The organism is Frankia sp. AvcI1, from assembly GCF_001420875.1.
GTDB lineage: Bacteria > Actinomycetota > Actinomycetes > Frankiales > Frankiaceae > Frankia > Frankia alni.
Window position 1 is genome coordinate 131,185 of record NZ_LJFZ01000002.1, and the last position, 13,622, is coordinate 144,806.

Consider the following 13,622-nt stretch of genomic DNA (forward strand, 5'->3'; position numbering starts at 1 on the left):
TCCATGGGGCCGAAGCGTCCATGGGGCTGAACCGTGCGCCGGGCTGGAAGACCTGGACGTCGCAACGCCCGGGCACGTGGGGTCAGTCCCACACGTGCCCGGGCGTCCGGTGGCCGGATCTCCCGGCGAGGGTCGTCAGTCGAGCGTGTCCGTGTCCTGGCGCCGGTGGCGCAGCACGACCAGCAGCAGCGCGAGCAGCGCCGCGGCGGCCGCGGCGGCGGTACCGGTGGCCCGGGGGTTCGCGGCGGCCTTCTGCCGGCCGGCGCTGACCGCCCCGCCCGCGGTGTCGCGCACCTGGCTCACCTTCGCCGCGACCTGTGGGTGGGAGTCGAGCTGGCGGTGGACCGTCTGGCTGGCGGAGCCGGCGGCGCTGCCGGCGGTGTCCCTGGCGCGCTGCGCGGTCGCCGCGACCTGCGGGTGCGCGTCGAGCTGACGGCGCACCGTGGCCTTGGCCTGGTCCGCGGTGTGGCGGGCCTTCTCGGTGGCGGTACCCGTCGTCGCGGCCACCTTCGGCCGCACCGACTCGGTCGCCGAGCTCACCCGGCGCCGGAGGTCCTGCGCCGTGCGCCCGGCCACCTTCTGCGGGCTGACGCGGTCGGAAAGCTCNTCGAGATCGTCGCCGAGCCGGGCCCGGGTCGCCTCGATGTCGGACCGGATCTCGTCCGGACTCGTGCTGGTCACTGCCCACCTGGCCTTTCAGTCGGTATCTGCGGTGTTGCGGTCCGAGCCGTGTACGGGGAGCGGCGCGAGACGCGGCGGCCTACCTGCGTCGGCTCTGCGCCCACTGGACGTCCTCGCGCAGCGTCTCCACGGTCTGCGTCGGGGCGGGGTGGACCTTGCGCACGGTGGAGCGGCCCTTCAGCGCCAGGACGGCGGCGACGGCGCCGAGCACGACGGTGATGATGAGAGCCGCCCAGCCCAGTGCCATCACCTCCCCAAGCCCGAACATGACGGCCAGCAGGGCGAACAGCAGCGCGAAGTACCCGGCGCCGCCGGCGCCGGCGAACATGCCGGCCCCCTTGCCGGCCTTCTTCGCCTCCTCGCGGACCTCCGCCTTCGCGAGGGCGACCTCCTGGCGGAACAGGGTGGAGATGTCCGTGACGACCTCGGAGACGAGCTGCCCGGTCGATCCGCGGCCCGCCGAATGCCCCTCTCCGTCGTGACGGGCGCTCGAAGGCGGGGCGGTCGAGGTCGCGGCGGTCGGTGCGCGCAGCACCTGGGTCGACTCGTCCGGCGCGTCCACGTCGACACCGCCCCGGTACGCGGTAACATCGTTCGGGTACGGATCGGCGGCGACGTCCGGCTGCTGACGGTATGTGCTCGTCATGGGGTCTCCTCGCGGGTTCTGCTGGCGGGGCGTCCGCGTGGCGGCACCCGTGGAACATCGTGTGGTCTGCGGAATTCCCCACCTTGGGCCGCTTAACCACGCCTCTCACGGCGTCGGAAACGAATTCCCGTCCTGATCCGTTCGGCCGCGCCCGCTGGGCGGTCGGTGGCGGTCTCCCCGTCCCGATCGGTCTCGGCTTCGGTCTCGGCTTCGTCGTCGGCCTCCGGCCGGTCCCAGGGGCGGCGGACGCCGACGGGGGAGGCTTCCGGATAGGTCTCGGGCGCGGTGGCGCCGGTCGCCTCGCGGGCCGCCTCGGCGTTGAGCAGCGCGCCGATGAGCACGACCGTGACGGCGTAGTACAGCCACAGCATGAGGATCACGACGCCGCCGAGCGCGCCGTAGGTCTTGTTGTAGTGGCCGAAGGCGCGCACGTAGAACGAGAACGCCACCGAGGCGACGATCAGCGCCACGGTCGCGACCACGGCCCCGACCGACGCCCACCGCCAGTTCGCCGGGGTGTGGGCCGGCCCGAAGCGGTAGAGCGTGGCGACCGCGGCCATCACGATCATCGCCAGCACGAGCCACTGCACCACCGTGAGCACCACCCGGACCGTCCCGTCGGCCACGTGGTGGGACAGCAGGGAGNCGCCGGCGGTGATGCCGCCGACGATCAGCACCGCGACGACCACGCCCCCGAGGCTCATCGCGACCGCGAGGCCCCGCAGCCGGACCGGCCCGCGCGTCTCCTCCTGCTCGAAGGCCACGGTCACGGCCTTGATCAGGTTCTGCGTGCCGGAGGAGACCGCCCAGAGCACCCCCGCGAGGCTCAGCAGCAGGCCGAGGCCGAGCCCGGAGTGGTTCGTCGAGACGATGCCGTTCAGCCAGTCCCNCAGCACCGCGCTCGTCGACGGGGACAGGGAGTCGGACAGGTCGGCGATCTGGTTGCTCACCGTCTGCGGGCTGGCGACCAGCCCGTAGACGGTGAGGACCGCGATGGCGGCTGGGAAGATCGACAGGATCGCCCAGAACGCCACGCCGCTGGCGATCAGCGGGATCGACAGGATGGCGAGCTGTGACTTCACCCGCTTCGCCACGGCGAGCCAGCCTCGCGCCGGGACGGATGTCGGGCCGTGTTCGGGCGGGTCGACCTCCCGCACCGGCCGGCTGGTGCGGTGCCCGCGGTCGTCGTGGCGGTGCCCGAGAAGGACGGACGGATTCATGGCGATCTCCACTGCCGTCGTGACATGGCGGCAGATGTACCCGTCCGGCCCTGCTCAACCCCCCTTCCGGGCCCTGTCCGCGGCGCCCGCCGCGGCGGGGGGCCTCCGTCGGTGCGTCAGTCGGTGCGTTCCTGAGGGGAGGAGTGCTCCCAGTCGGCCAGGATGGTGCGGATGCCCGTGACCAGCAGCAGCGGCCGGTCGAGCATCACGTGATGACCNGCGAGCGGAATCTCGATCACCGGCGCCACCCGGCCGAGCAGGTTGTACATCTGCACCCCGATGTCCGGCGTCAGCAGGCCGTACTCGGCCCGGAACAGCGCGACCCGACAGTGCACCTTGCGCAGCACCTCCGGGGAGGGCGTGCGGTTGCCGAACACCTTCGGGTCGAACTTCCACGTCCAGCCGCCCTGCACCGAGCCGATCGACCCGCGGGCAATGTGGTCGATGATGAACGGCAGCGAGCTCGGCTGGTCCGGAACCGTGCGGAACCGGGCGAGGGCGTCGGTCGCGGTCGGGTAGACCCGCAGCGGCCCGAAGGCGGTCCGGTCGCGGGCGGCCCGCTCCTCCGGGGTGAACTCCTGGACGGGGGAGTCGACGACGACGATGCCGGCGACCCGGTCCGGGTACTCGGCGGCCGTCGTGATCGTGACCCAGCCGCCCATGCTGTGACCGATGATGATCGGCGGCGAGGTGATCCCGGCATGGTCGATGACGGCGATGACCTCCGCCGCCCATGTGCTCAGCGTGTAGTCCTCGCGCCGGTCGCTGTCGCCGTGCCCGGACAGGTCCAGGGCGACGACCCGGTACTCGCTGGGGATGAGGGGGGCGATGTGGTCCCACCACCCCGCGTGGGCGGCGCCGCCGTGAACCAGGACGATCGCCGGCCGCCCGGCCGTACCCCAGCAGCGGTAGCTGATGGTGGCGCCGGCGACCTCGGTCTCGTGCCGCTGCGGTCGGCTGTCAAGGGCGGCCTCGAACCAGGCCGGTGCTTCGTCTTCCATCCCAGGTCTCTGCCGTTCGGGTCGTGGGGCGNGTGGTTCCGGTCGCCGGCCGGGCGGCCTGCGACGTGTCCCACCCTGATACAACACCGCTTGCCCGGAGTTCCGGGCCTTCCGGGGCAGGTTGTCGGATTGACGATGTGTCACCTGGCCCGCTGCGACGGGGCCGTGACGCGCGTGTGACCTCCCGGGGCGCGGTGTGGACCGGTGGTGATCGGCCGGCGGCTGGTCAGGCGTGGCCGAGCGCCGGTCAGGCGTGGCCGAGCGCCGGTCAGGCGTGGCCGAGGCCGGTGATGTGGCCGGCCAGCACGGGGGTGCGCACACCGTCGGGCCAGCGCAGCGTCACGCCCGCGCCGGGTCGCAGGATGCCGCACCGGGCCGAGGCTGCGGGTCCGGTCGGGGGCACCGGCCGGTCCGCCCGGTCGGCTGTGATCATTCCGTAGCCGGGGAAGCAGGTCAGCCAGTCACCCATGGTCACCCCCGCTGGGCGTGGCACCGCCGCCACGTCCACCTCGGCGGCGCAGCCGCTGGCCTCGGCGAGCATCCCGAGGGTGCCGNCGATGCCGGCCATGCTGACATCCTTGGCCGCGCTGGGCCGGTGGCGGCCGGGCATCCGCACCATCGCCTGGAGTTCGGCGGTGCGCCGGGTGGCGGCCGAATCCCACTGCCGACCGGTGTATCCAGGGCGCCAGCCGCCGCCGAGGTCGACCGTGAGGGAGACGGCGTGGCCTGGCAGCCCGCCGCCGGCCGGCACCGGGTGCGCCGCGCGCCCGAGTGCCGTGACGGCCAGCGCCGCCCGGACGCCGAACTGGCTGTGCCCGCCGAGGATCTGCACGCCGTAGGCGTCCGCCGCCGCGCGCAGTCCCCCCAGCACCCGGGCGACGTGGGACGCGGTCGTCCCCGCCACCGCGTCGAGTAGGCCGATCGGGGTGGCACCCATGGCGGCGAGATCGTTGATGCTCACCAGCGCGCCGCACCAGCCGGCCCAGTGCGGGTCCCGCTCCACCATCGTCGGCATGATCGCGTCGCAGGCCGCGACGATGTCGCTGCCCGGCAGCGGGGCGCCGTCGTCGCCGACGAAGCCGGGCCCGCCCGGACGCAGCCCGGCGAGCACCGCTCCCAGCGGGGCCTTGCAGGACGCGACCAGCGCCGCGATCCGGTCGATGGGCCATCGCATCAGCACCCCCGGCCCGCGGGCGAGCGCCGCCGGGCCCGCCGTGGACCAGCCCAGCCGGCCGAAGAAGCGCTCCAGCTCCGGGCGCACCACCGCCTCGAGCCGGAGCACCCCGCAGTCCTCCGCCCGGGCGGCCGCGGCGCGCACGAGCGCGGCGGCGACGCCGGGGAACTCGTGGCGGGCCCGGGCGGACACGGCGAGCCGGTCGCAGTACCAGGCGCCCAGGTCCGGCCCCGGCCACAGCGGTCCGAGCCGGATCCCACCGAGGACGGCGCCGTCGCCCCCCGCACCGACGGCCCGCGCGATCAGGACGACCGTCCGTGGATCGTCTTCCCGTGATTCGTCTGTCCACGGATCATCAGCTGGCGGTTCGTCGGCCCGCGAATCGTCGGTCCACGGACCGTCGGCCCGCGAATCGTCGGTTCGGGCATCGTCGCCGCGGGAGCCCTCGTAGCCGGTGTGGATGGCCGGGCTCGCGAGCTCGCGGTGGGCCGCGAGCGTCGCGGCGTCGCCGGCCTGCTCGATGCGGTACGGGGGCAGCCGCTCCAGGGTCCGTCGGTCGCCCCAGACCGCGAGGGTGTCGACCGGCTCGGCCGTCACGGGCGGCGCGGCACCCGCGGACAACAGTGCGTCGAGGACCGGCCGGGCCACCCGTGCGCGCCGGGGTGGGGCGNCCGGCGCGCCGTCGACGGTCACGTCGGGTTGTTCGTCGGCATCGAGTGCTTCCAGTCGGTCGGGGCGTGGCCTGGCCGGTGGGGGCGTGGCCTGGTCGGTCCGCGCGTGGCCCGGTTGGTCAGGGCGTGGCCTGGTTGATCAGGGCGTGGCCCGATTGGTCGGGGCGTGGCCGGTTGGTCAGAACATGAAGGTGGAATTGATGATCGCGCCACGCCGGGTGTACTCGATGACGCAGTCCTGGATGTCCAGCGGATGCGCGGGTATCACCCCGTCGATGACGTCCTCCTCGCGCAGGCCGTGCAGCGACAGTCCGAACCGGCAGACGTAGACCTTCCCGCCCTCCTTGATGAACGTCTCGATCTGGTGATTGATGTTGTGCTCGCCCGGAAACGCGGAATCGCCGGTGTGCGGAAATCCTCGGGTCGCCATCGTGTTCATCGCGCCGGGCCCGTAGAAATAGAGGANGGACTCGAAGCCCTTGCGTAGGGCGCGGGTGGCCTGCAATATCGCGACGAAGCTGACCGACGACTCGTGTGCGATGCCGTGGACGAGGGTCAGGTAGCACTCGCCGTCACGGGCCTGGTAGTCCGGGAAGATCTTGGTCGATCCGTACAGGTTGCTACCCGGGGGGAGTGCCGGATGGGGAACCTCGTTGAGGCTCTGCCGGTCGTTCTCCGTCAGCTCCATGAACGCTCCTCGATCGGGCCCGGGACGTGACTAGATGTGTATAAGAGACAGGTACAGGTTGCTACCCGGGGGGAGTGCCGGATGGGGAACCTCGTTGAGGCTCTGCCGGTCGTTCTCCGTCAGCTCCATGAACGCTCCTCGATCGGGCCCGGGACGTGACTGCACGGATCGCCTGTCGCCGGTCTCACCGGGGCGCCGCCGGTCGTCGTCGACGACAAAGCGCGGACGGTACCGGCGGTCGGCACGTGCCGCGGAGATCCCCTTGTTGCACGCGTTGCAGTCAAGCACCTCGCCGATTCCCGTGTGCGACGAACACGACGATCCGCGACGAAGCCCGGGCTTTCTGGTCCCGGTATGGCCGCGGCGGACCAGACGGCATTGTCCGCAGCCCGATCGAGGTCTTTCTTTGCAACGATTGACCGGCCTGGGGTGATTTGNGCACTGTCGCCGGCACCCCCAGAACCAGCGGAGGCCTTGCCGAATCACGGATGGTTTGTGCCTTCGGGTCGACCAGGGCCGCCGGCCGGCGCCGTGCGCACCGGACCGGGAATCGCCCGGCGGCGCAACGGTGGACCGGGGATGCTGGTGGGGTGCGATATGCCGTGCTTGCCGACCTCCACGGCCGACCGGGGGCGCTGCGGCGGATCCTCGCCGCCGCGGCGGCGGCGGGCGCCGACGAGATCGTCTGCCTCGGCGACTACCTGGAGGCGAAGGTCCCGCGTCGCCTGCACGATCCCTCGCGGTTCTGGCCGCTGGAGCGCGTCGTCGACCCCGACCCGGCGCTGTGGGCGCGTCTCGCCGGCATCCGCCGGGTGCTGGGGAACCAGGAGCTGCGCATCCGCGAGCTGCTGCGGCCCGAGCAGGTACCCGCCGACCTCGCCGTCCTGCTGGACGCGCCCGAGCGGGATCGCCTGCACGGTCTCGTGGGCCTGCACGGCCACCAAATCCGTTGGTCGACCGGTCGCGCCGAGCCCGTCGGCGGCCCGGGTGAGCCGGGTGAGCCGGGTGAGCCGGTCGGGACGGCGGCCGACGGCTCCGCGGACGGGCGGGCTCTGCTCGTGCCGGTCGCCGCCGACGTCCCCCGGGTGCCGGTAGTGGTGGTGGGGCACACCCACCAGGAGGCCATGTTCGAGATCGTCTGGTCCGACACCGCCCTCGGCGGCGATGCGGCGGACGGCCCGGCGGTGGGGCTGGTGCGGCCTGCGGGGATGCCGGGGCCTGCGGGGATGCCGGGGCCTGCGGGGATGCCGGACCCTGCGGGGGTCGTGCGGACGCTGCCTCCCGTCGAGCCCGGCCGGCCGGTCGCGGTGCGCCTCGACGCGGGTCCGTCCGGTGGGGGTCCGTCCGGTGGGGGTCCGTTCGACACGGGTCGCACCGACACCGGTCGGTTCGGTGCTGCCACGCTGGTGGTCAACGTCGGGCCCGCCCGGGGCAAGCCGTCGCACTGGTTGTTGTACGACACGGACCGTGGCGAGATCAGCTTCCAGCGAGCGGTCCGATAGCTAACCGTCCATTGTCAAGCACGTAAGGGCGTCATGTGGCAAGGGTCGGATGTAAGGGACTTTGGTCCTGTCGCGTCCGACAGATGGGGGTCGTACACTTTTACCAGTCCCGGTGAAGTTCTGCACCTGCGTTCCCCCCGTACGCCAGGTGAGGTGGCTTCACCGGGACTTCTTGCGTCCAAGCGTGTGTGCGGAGCGTTCCAGGGTCTTCCCGCGTCGCGCCGTGCCGCCGCTCACCCCCGCGGGGTGAATCCGGGCCGCTGCGCCTGTGCGCCCGCGCCCGCGCCCACGTCCGCGACCACCGCCGGCGCGATCTCCCGGTGGTTGGCCAGCATGCTGCTCACCCCGCCGATCAGCCTCTGCCGGCGGGTGTCCCCGACCGGTCGATCCCCGCCTCGGGGTGTGGCACCTCGCCGCGCGGGTCTGGCCGGAGGGCTGTCGGCGGGCCGGCCTCGCCGACGTGCGGCTGGTGACGAGAGGGTGACTGAGTGCCACAGCGGGTATCGGAGGCGCGACGATGCCCCGTGCGCCCGGCGGCGCCCGGACCGCCGATGGGGAGGGAGAGGGGGCACCCACGATCGATCGCCGTCCGTCCCGGATCACGTGTCNACGGTGATGCGGATGAAAGATCCGACGGTCAGCGTCGCTTTGCCGACAGGTTCGGCTACGTTCGGATAGATGTGAGATGTTTCGTAGATAACCAGTGTGGGCCGTAGCTGCGCCGTCGACCGGGGTCGATAGCCTGTTTTGGGCATGTACTGACAAAGCTGGGCGTTACATCCGGACGAGTTGGAGGGGGCGCGGTCACGTCGGCGGGAGGCCGGCGTAATCCGGGGCCGTGGGGTCGTGAGGGTCACGGCCGCCAGGGAAGTTCCNCATCGCGGCGATGCCGTCCTGCGGATGCCCGCGGACCCGACATTGCGGCTGGGCCGCGGTGCCGGGCGACCGGGGTCCGCGCATCGGCGCGCCACCGCGATACGGGGCATCCGGAGCAGTGCCCGCTCACACGGATAACTCGGAAGGCAGGGGTGAACAGGTGCATGTCCCCGCGGCGCGCATCGTCTTCTCACCGGAGGATCGCGCGGAGATCGCGTCGGCCACGATCGAGATCCTTTCCACCGGCGCGATGACCTTGGGCGCTCATACCAACGAATTCGAGTCGGCATTCGCCGCCGCTCACCGGGCCCCNTTCGCGGTGGCCGTGAGCAGCGNNACGGCCGCACTGGAGATCATTCTCCGAAGTCTGGACGTTCAGGGTGCGGACGTCGTCGTTCCCACCAACACCTTCGCCGCGACCGCGTTCGCGGTAATCCGGGCCGGGGCCACCCCGGTCTTTGCGGATGTGAGTCCGGACACCTTCGCGCTGACCGCCCGTGACGTCGCGGCGGNCGTGACCCCCAACACCCGGGCCGTGGTCCTGGTGCACATCGGCGGCCTGATTGCGTCGGACGTCGCCGAGCTGGCTGCGTTCTGCGCCGACCGGGGCCTCGCGCTCGTCGAGGACGCGGCGCACGCCCACGGCTGCCGCCACGGCGAGGGCTATGCCGGCTCCTTCGGGGTGGCGGGCGCGTTCTCGTTCTACCCGACCAAGCTGATCACCAGCGGCGAGGGCGGGATGATCGTCACCGCCGACCCCGCCATCCACGAGGCCGCCCTGGTCTACCGCGACCAGGGCAAGGCGGGCTTCCTCGGCAACACCCACATCAAGCAGGGCTACGCCTGGCGCCTCAGCGAGATGCACGCCGTCACCGGCAAGGTGCACCTGCGCCACCTCGACGAGTTCCTGACGNCCCGGGCCGCCGTGGCCGCCCGCTACGACGCCGCGCTCGACGCCCTCGACGGCGCCACCCGCCTGCGGGTGCCCGCGGGCGACGTCTGCAACTACTACAAGTACATCGTGCTTCCTCGTCCCGGGGTCGACCGGGCGCGGCTGAAGAAGGAGCTCAAGGAGCGCTACGGGGTCTCGCTCAGCGGTGAGGTCTACGAGGCCCCGCTGCACCAGCAGCCCGTGTTCAGCGACTACGCGGGCCGCTCGCTGCCGGTCGCGGAGGACCTGTGCGCCCGGCACGTGTGCCTGCCGATCCATTCCGACATGACCGACGCGGAGGCCGACCATGTGGTCACCTCCTTCGCCGCCGCCCTGGCGAGCCTGGACCTGGACGGGTGAGCGTGAGCATGAAGATTGCCGTTACCGGAGGCTCGGGCTTCATCGGCAGCCACGTCGTGGACCGTCTCCTCGACGCCGGGCACGACGTCCTCTCCCTCGACGTCGACTCCCGCCCGAGCGACCCGCGGGCCACCAGCCGGCAGGTCGACGTGCTCGACCTGCCGGGGCTGACCGCGGCGCTGGCCGGGGTCGAGGCGGTGTTCCACGTCGCGGGGATGTCCAACGTGGACTTCGCCTACGCCGATCCGGCGCGCACGGTGCGGCTCAACGNCGAGGGCACCGGCAACGTCTGCGAGGCGGCCCGCCAGGCCGGCGTCGCTCGTGTGCTGTTCGCCAGCACCGTCTGGGTCTACGGCGCCGTCGGGGAACGGGCGGATCCGGCGCCCCTCACCGAGGACGCCGAGATCACTCTCGGTCGCGCCGGTCACGTCTACACCTCGACGAAGCTCNCCGCCGAGCTGCTGCTGCACAGCTACCAGCAGACCTACGGGCTGCCCTTCACGATCCTGCGCTACGNCATCCCCTATGGTCCCGGCATGCGCGACGAGCTGGTGNTGGCCCGGTTCGTCCGCAAGGCGCTCGACGGCGAGTCGCTGACCGTCGCCGGCGACGGNCAGCAGTTCCGCAACTACGTGTTCGTCCGCGACCTCGCCGACGCCCACGTGCTGGCGCTGCGGCCCGAGGCGGAGAACGCCACCATCGCCCTGGAGGGCGCCGAGGCGGTCAGCGTGCTGGAGATGGCGCAGGCGGTGTGCAGCCACTTCCCCGGCACGGCGATCGAGCACGTCCCGGCCCGGCCGGGCGACTTCCGGGGCCGGGAGGTGTCGGCCCAGCGGGCGCTGGATCTGCTGGGCTGGCAGCCGACCACCCCGTTCACGGACGGGGTACGGCAGTACATCGAGTGGTACCTGGCAAACCGACGGCCTCCGGCGCNGGCCGTCCAGCCCGTCGACGACCTAGACGTCTCCGCGGCGTCCTCGGAGTAACCATGGCGCAGATCGGCGGTATCACGGTGAGCGGACCATCCGAAAACGGCGATGCGGCGGCGATGGCCGCCCCTGCGACCCGACCCTCCGCGGAGGGTCGGCCGGCGGGGGTGGTGTCGGCGGTCGAGCGGCTCGGCGACGGCGGGGCGCCCGACCGCGGCGGACCGGTGATCGACGGCGTCGCGGTGGAGGAGGCCGCGACCGCGGCCCTGCTCGCCGGGGCCGCGTCGCGGCAGCCGGCGACCCGTCGTGGATCGGCGCTGCTGCTGTCCGGCTCGCTGGGCATGGGGCACGACGTCATGGCCGAGGCGTGCGGGGCGTCGCTGACCCGGCGAGGGTTCACCGCCCGGACCGCCGACAGCCTGCGCATGCTCGGCGGGCGCAACGGCTCCCGCGGGGAGAAGGTCTTCCGCGGGATGATCGCCGTGCCGGGCCTGTACGACGCCGTGCNCTTCTCCCAGATGNGCACCGGCGGCCGGCTGGCCCTGGCGATCGAGCGGGCGTCGAGNCGCTACGTCGTCCCCGCGCTGCGTCAGGAGCTCACCGAGCAACCGACCGATCTGGTCATCTCCATCTTCGCCACCGGCGCCGCAGCGACCAGCCGGGTCAAGCCGGAGTTTCCCGGCCTGGTCACCGCGGTGTTCTCCACCGACTGCTGCGTGCACCGGCTGTGGGTGCACGACAACACCGACCTGTACCTGGTCACCTCGCAGACCGCCGCCCGCTACGTGCGGCGGTTCGCGCCGAACGCGCTCGTCTCGGTCGTGCCCACCCCGGTGCGCGAGCCGTTCTACGACCCGCCCACCCAGGAGGAGGCGCGCGCGGCACTCGGCATCCCGNCCGACGCTCCGTGCGTGCTGCTGATGTCCGGCTCCTGGGGACTCGGGCCGCTGGTCGAGGGCGCCGCGGCGATGGCGGCGGCGGGGATCTACGTGCTCGCGGTGGCCGGGCGGAACAAGCCGCTGGCGGCGCGGCTGACCGCCCTGGCCGAGCGGCAGCACAAGGTCATCCCGTTCGGCTTCACCGACCGCATCCCGGCGCTGATGGCCGCCAGCGACCTGGTCGTCACCTCCTCCGGGGACACCTGCAGCGAGGCGCGGGTGATCGGCCGGGACCTGCTGCTCATCGACGTCGTGCCGGGGCACGGCCGCGACAACCTGCAGAAGGAGCTCGAACGCGGGCACGCCGAGGTCACCAACACCGACCCGGTGTCGCTGACCCGCTCCGCGCTGGCCTGCCTCGACCGGGTCAAGCCCCCCTCGGACCGGGTGGCGATCGGGCCGCAGGCGTGGGAGCAGGCGTTCGGTTCGGCCCTGGCGCAGATCGGCTTCGGTGCCCACTGGTGATGCGCTGCCCACGCGTCGGCGCTGGAACGGATCGGCGGCGGGCGGGTACTCGTCCAGCCCGGGACGTTCCACGCGGCCCGCGGTGTTGACCCCGTCAGACGTTGTCGTCCCGGGTGTGGGCACGGGGCGGCGGGGGACGAGTGAGGCGGCCAGCGCATGGGCAGGGCAGGGGGATCCCGCCATGATCGGCGGAATCCGGGCGCGACCGACGGCACGCCCGTGACCAGGATGGCGCGCGTATGAGCAAGGCGTTGGCGCTCGGCCTGCCCACCGCGATGGTGTCGGCCGCGCTGTACGGGGTCGCGCCGCTGGTGCAGGCGCGGGCCGCCCGGCGCGAGGAGGAGAGTTCCGGCCTGGGGCTGGGCCTGCTGGCGCGGCTGGTGCTGCGCCCGCTCTGGCTGCTCGGGCTCGCCGTCGAGGCGACGTCGTTCCTGCTGGAGGTCTACGCCCTGTCGGTCGCGCCGGTGGCGATGGTCGCCCCGGTGATGGCGCTCGACATGATCATATTCACGTTGCTGGCCCAGCGGGTGCTCGGTGAACGGATCAGTCTGACCGGCTGGCTGGGCGTCGGCTCGATGGTCGCCGGGGTCGGCCTGCTCGCCTACGCCTTCGCCAGCCGCGCCGAGGTCGGCAGCGCGGCCAGCACGGACGTCCTGCTGGCCTTCCTCGTCCTCGGCCTGGTCTTCGCGCTGGTGTGCGCGTTCCTCGCGAATGTCGCCGCCGCCCGGAGCATGATTGCCGGGGCGGCGTTCGGATTCGGCGCGGCCGCCGGCGTCTGCTATGCGATCGCCACCCTCGCCACCCGGCAGATCGGCCTGGCGGTCAACGATCGCCGCGAGGGCCAGTCCGCGCTGGCCGACCTGCTCACCACCCCGACGCCGTACGTCCTCGTGCTGTTCTCCGTGCTGGCGCTCGGTCTACAGCAGCGTGGGCTGCAGGGCCGGGCGGCGGTGATCGCATTCCCCGTGACCAGCGGGGTGTCCGCCTTCCTGCCGGTCACCCTGGGGCTGACCCTGTTCGGTGAGCCGGCCCCGGACGGCGCCCAGCGGGTGGCGTTCGTCGTCGCGATGGTGATGGTGGCCGCCGGCATCGCCGCACTGGGGCGCGACCGGATGGCGGCCAACCGTTCCGTGGACGAGCTGGAGGGCGCCGCGGCACGCCCCGCCGACGGGCCGGGTTCGGGTCGGCCGGATCCAGATCGGCCGGGTTCGGGTCGGCCGGACGTGGATCGGCCGGACGCGGGTCGGCCGGATGTGGGTCGGCCGGATTCACGGCGGGCCGATTCTGACGGGCTGGATCCGGCCGAGCGGCTGGACCCGGAGCGGCTGGACTCCGAGCCGCTGGACTCGGGACGCATGGATCTGGAACGGGTGGATCTCGGGCGCTCCGAGCGGGTGGACTCCGACCTCGGGCGGCGTACCCGCCACGGCGACGACCCGTGGAACCCGCCGGGGCGGGGAGACGGTGGGCCCGGCGCCGCGCTGCGGGAGTTCGGCTGAGCCGCTGGGGTGTGCGGCCCGGGCGACTAACCGTCATCAAG

7 protein-coding genes and 19 pseudogenes are annotated in these 13,622 nt (G+C 72.7%); 14 read left to right on the forward strand and 12 right to left on the reverse strand.

Going from position 1 to position 13,622, the window contains the following annotated elements; genetic code table 11:
* Positions 1–135: 135 nt before the first annotated feature.
* The 12 genes and pseudogenes from UK94_RS02780 to UK94_RS37860 all read right to left on the reverse strand — a co-directional run.
* The coding region (locus UK94_RS02780; protein WP_235486279.1) for a hypothetical protein at positions 136–606 on the reverse strand (471 nt) is incomplete at its 5' end.
* Between the two features lies 1 nt (position 607).
* Positions 608–681 (reverse strand): annotated as a pseudogene (locus UK94_RS72660) (DUF3618 domain-containing protein); the annotation flags it as partial.
* 79 nt (positions 682–760) lie between these two features.
* Positions 761–1,327 (reverse strand): phage holin family protein, encoded by a 567-nt coding sequence (locus UK94_RS02785; RefSeq protein ID WP_011601753.1) that lies wholly within the window; start codon positions 1,325–1,327, stop codon positions 761–763.
* Positions 1,328–1,419: 92 nt separating this feature from the next.
* The coding region (locus UK94_RS37830) for a YihY/virulence factor BrkB family protein (protein WP_235486281.1) at positions 1,420–1,972 on the reverse strand (553 nt) is incomplete at its 5' end.
* Position 1,973: 1 nt separating this feature from the next.
* Positions 1,974–2,216: pseudogene (locus UK94_RS37835) on the reverse strand (YihY/virulence factor BrkB family protein); the annotation flags it as partial.
* A gap of 1 nt (position 2,217) precedes the next feature.
* A pseudogene (locus UK94_RS37840) lies at positions 2,218–2,547 on the reverse strand (YihY/virulence factor BrkB family protein); the annotation flags it as partial.
* 116 nt (positions 2,548–2,663) lie between these two features.
* A pseudogene (locus tag UK94_RS37845) lies at positions 2,664–2,765 on the reverse strand (alpha/beta hydrolase); the annotation flags it as partial.
* A 1-nt stretch (position 2,766) separates the two neighbouring features.
* A pseudogene (locus UK94_RS02795) lies at positions 2,767–3,548 on the reverse strand (alpha/beta hydrolase); the annotation flags it as partial.
* Between the two features lie 268 nt (positions 3,549–3,816).
* Positions 3,817–4,102, reverse strand: a pseudogene (locus UK94_RS37850) (AIR synthase); the annotation flags it as partial.
* A gap of 1 nt (position 4,103) precedes the next feature.
* Positions 4,104–5,346 (reverse strand): annotated as a pseudogene (locus UK94_RS02800) (AIR synthase related protein); the annotation flags it as partial.
* Positions 5,347–5,571: 225 nt separating this feature from the next.
* Positions 5,572–5,858, reverse strand: a 287-nt coding sequence (locus UK94_RS37855) for an MSMEG_0572 family nitrogen starvation response protein (protein WP_235486283.1), incomplete at its 5' end; no start/stop codon positions are given.
* 1 nt (position 5,859) lies between these two features.
* A pseudogene (locus UK94_RS37860) lies at positions 5,860–6,081 on the reverse strand (sulfur reduction protein DsrE); the annotation flags it as partial.
* Between the two features lie 590 nt (positions 6,082–6,671).
* Here UK94_RS37860 and UK94_RS02810 point away from each other — a divergent pair.
* The 14 genes and pseudogenes from UK94_RS02810 (at position 6,672) to UK94_RS72665 (ending at position 13,581) form a co-directional block, all read left to right on the forward strand.
* Positions 6,672–7,583 (forward strand): metallophosphoesterase family protein, encoded by a 912-nt coding sequence (locus UK94_RS02810; protein WP_055748610.1) that lies wholly within the window; start codon positions 6,672–6,674, stop codon positions 7,581–7,583.
* Positions 7,584–8,619: 1,036 nt separating this feature from the next.
* Positions 8,620–8,771 (forward strand): annotated as a pseudogene (locus tag UK94_RS37865) (DegT/DnrJ/EryC1/StrS family aminotransferase); the annotation flags it as partial.
* A gap of 25 nt (positions 8,772–8,796) precedes the next feature.
* Positions 8,797–8,971: pseudogene (locus tag UK94_RS37875) on the forward strand (DegT/DnrJ/EryC1/StrS family aminotransferase); the annotation flags it as partial.
* 1 nt (position 8,972) lies between these two features.
* Positions 8,973–9,372 (forward strand): annotated as a pseudogene (locus tag UK94_RS37880) (DegT/DnrJ/EryC1/StrS family aminotransferase); the annotation flags it as partial.
* A 1-nt stretch (position 9,373) separates the two neighbouring features.
* A pseudogene (locus UK94_RS37885) lies at positions 9,374–9,750 on the forward strand (DegT/DnrJ/EryC1/StrS family aminotransferase); the annotation flags it as partial.
* 8 nt (positions 9,751–9,758) lie between these two features.
* On the forward strand, positions 9,759–10,020 hold a 262-nt coding region (locus tag UK94_RS37890), incomplete at its 3' end, for an NAD-dependent epimerase/dehydratase family protein (protein ID WP_235486285.1).
* Position 10,021: 1 nt separating this feature from the next.
* Positions 10,022–10,199 (forward strand): annotated as a pseudogene (locus UK94_RS37895) (NAD-dependent epimerase/dehydratase family protein); the annotation flags it as partial.
* Position 10,200: 1 nt separating this feature from the next.
* Positions 10,201–10,266: pseudogene (locus tag UK94_RS37900) on the forward strand (hypothetical protein); the annotation flags it as partial.
* A 39-nt stretch (positions 10,267–10,305) separates the two neighbouring features.
* Positions 10,306–10,363: pseudogene (locus UK94_RS37910) on the forward strand (hypothetical protein); the annotation flags it as partial.
* A 1-nt stretch (position 10,364) separates the two neighbouring features.
* Positions 10,365–10,683 (forward strand): annotated as a pseudogene (locus UK94_RS37915) (epimerase); the annotation flags it as partial.
* Positions 10,684–10,738: 55 nt separating this feature from the next.
* A pseudogene (locus tag UK94_RS37920) lies at positions 10,739–11,186 on the forward strand (glycosyl hydrolase); the annotation flags it as partial.
* A 59-nt stretch (positions 11,187–11,245) separates the two neighbouring features.
* A pseudogene (locus tag UK94_RS37925) lies at positions 11,246–11,575 on the forward strand (glycosyl hydrolase); the annotation flags it as partial.
* Between the two features lies 1 nt (position 11,576).
* A pseudogene (locus tag UK94_RS37930) lies at positions 11,577–12,082 on the forward strand (glycosyltransferase); the annotation flags it as partial.
* A 239-nt stretch (positions 12,083–12,321) separates the two neighbouring features.
* Entirely contained in the window at positions 12,322–13,581 is a 1,260-nt protein-coding gene (locus UK94_RS72665; protein ID WP_011601763.1) for a DMT family transporter, read from the forward strand.
* The last annotated feature ends 41 nt before the right edge of the window (positions 13,582–13,622 follow it).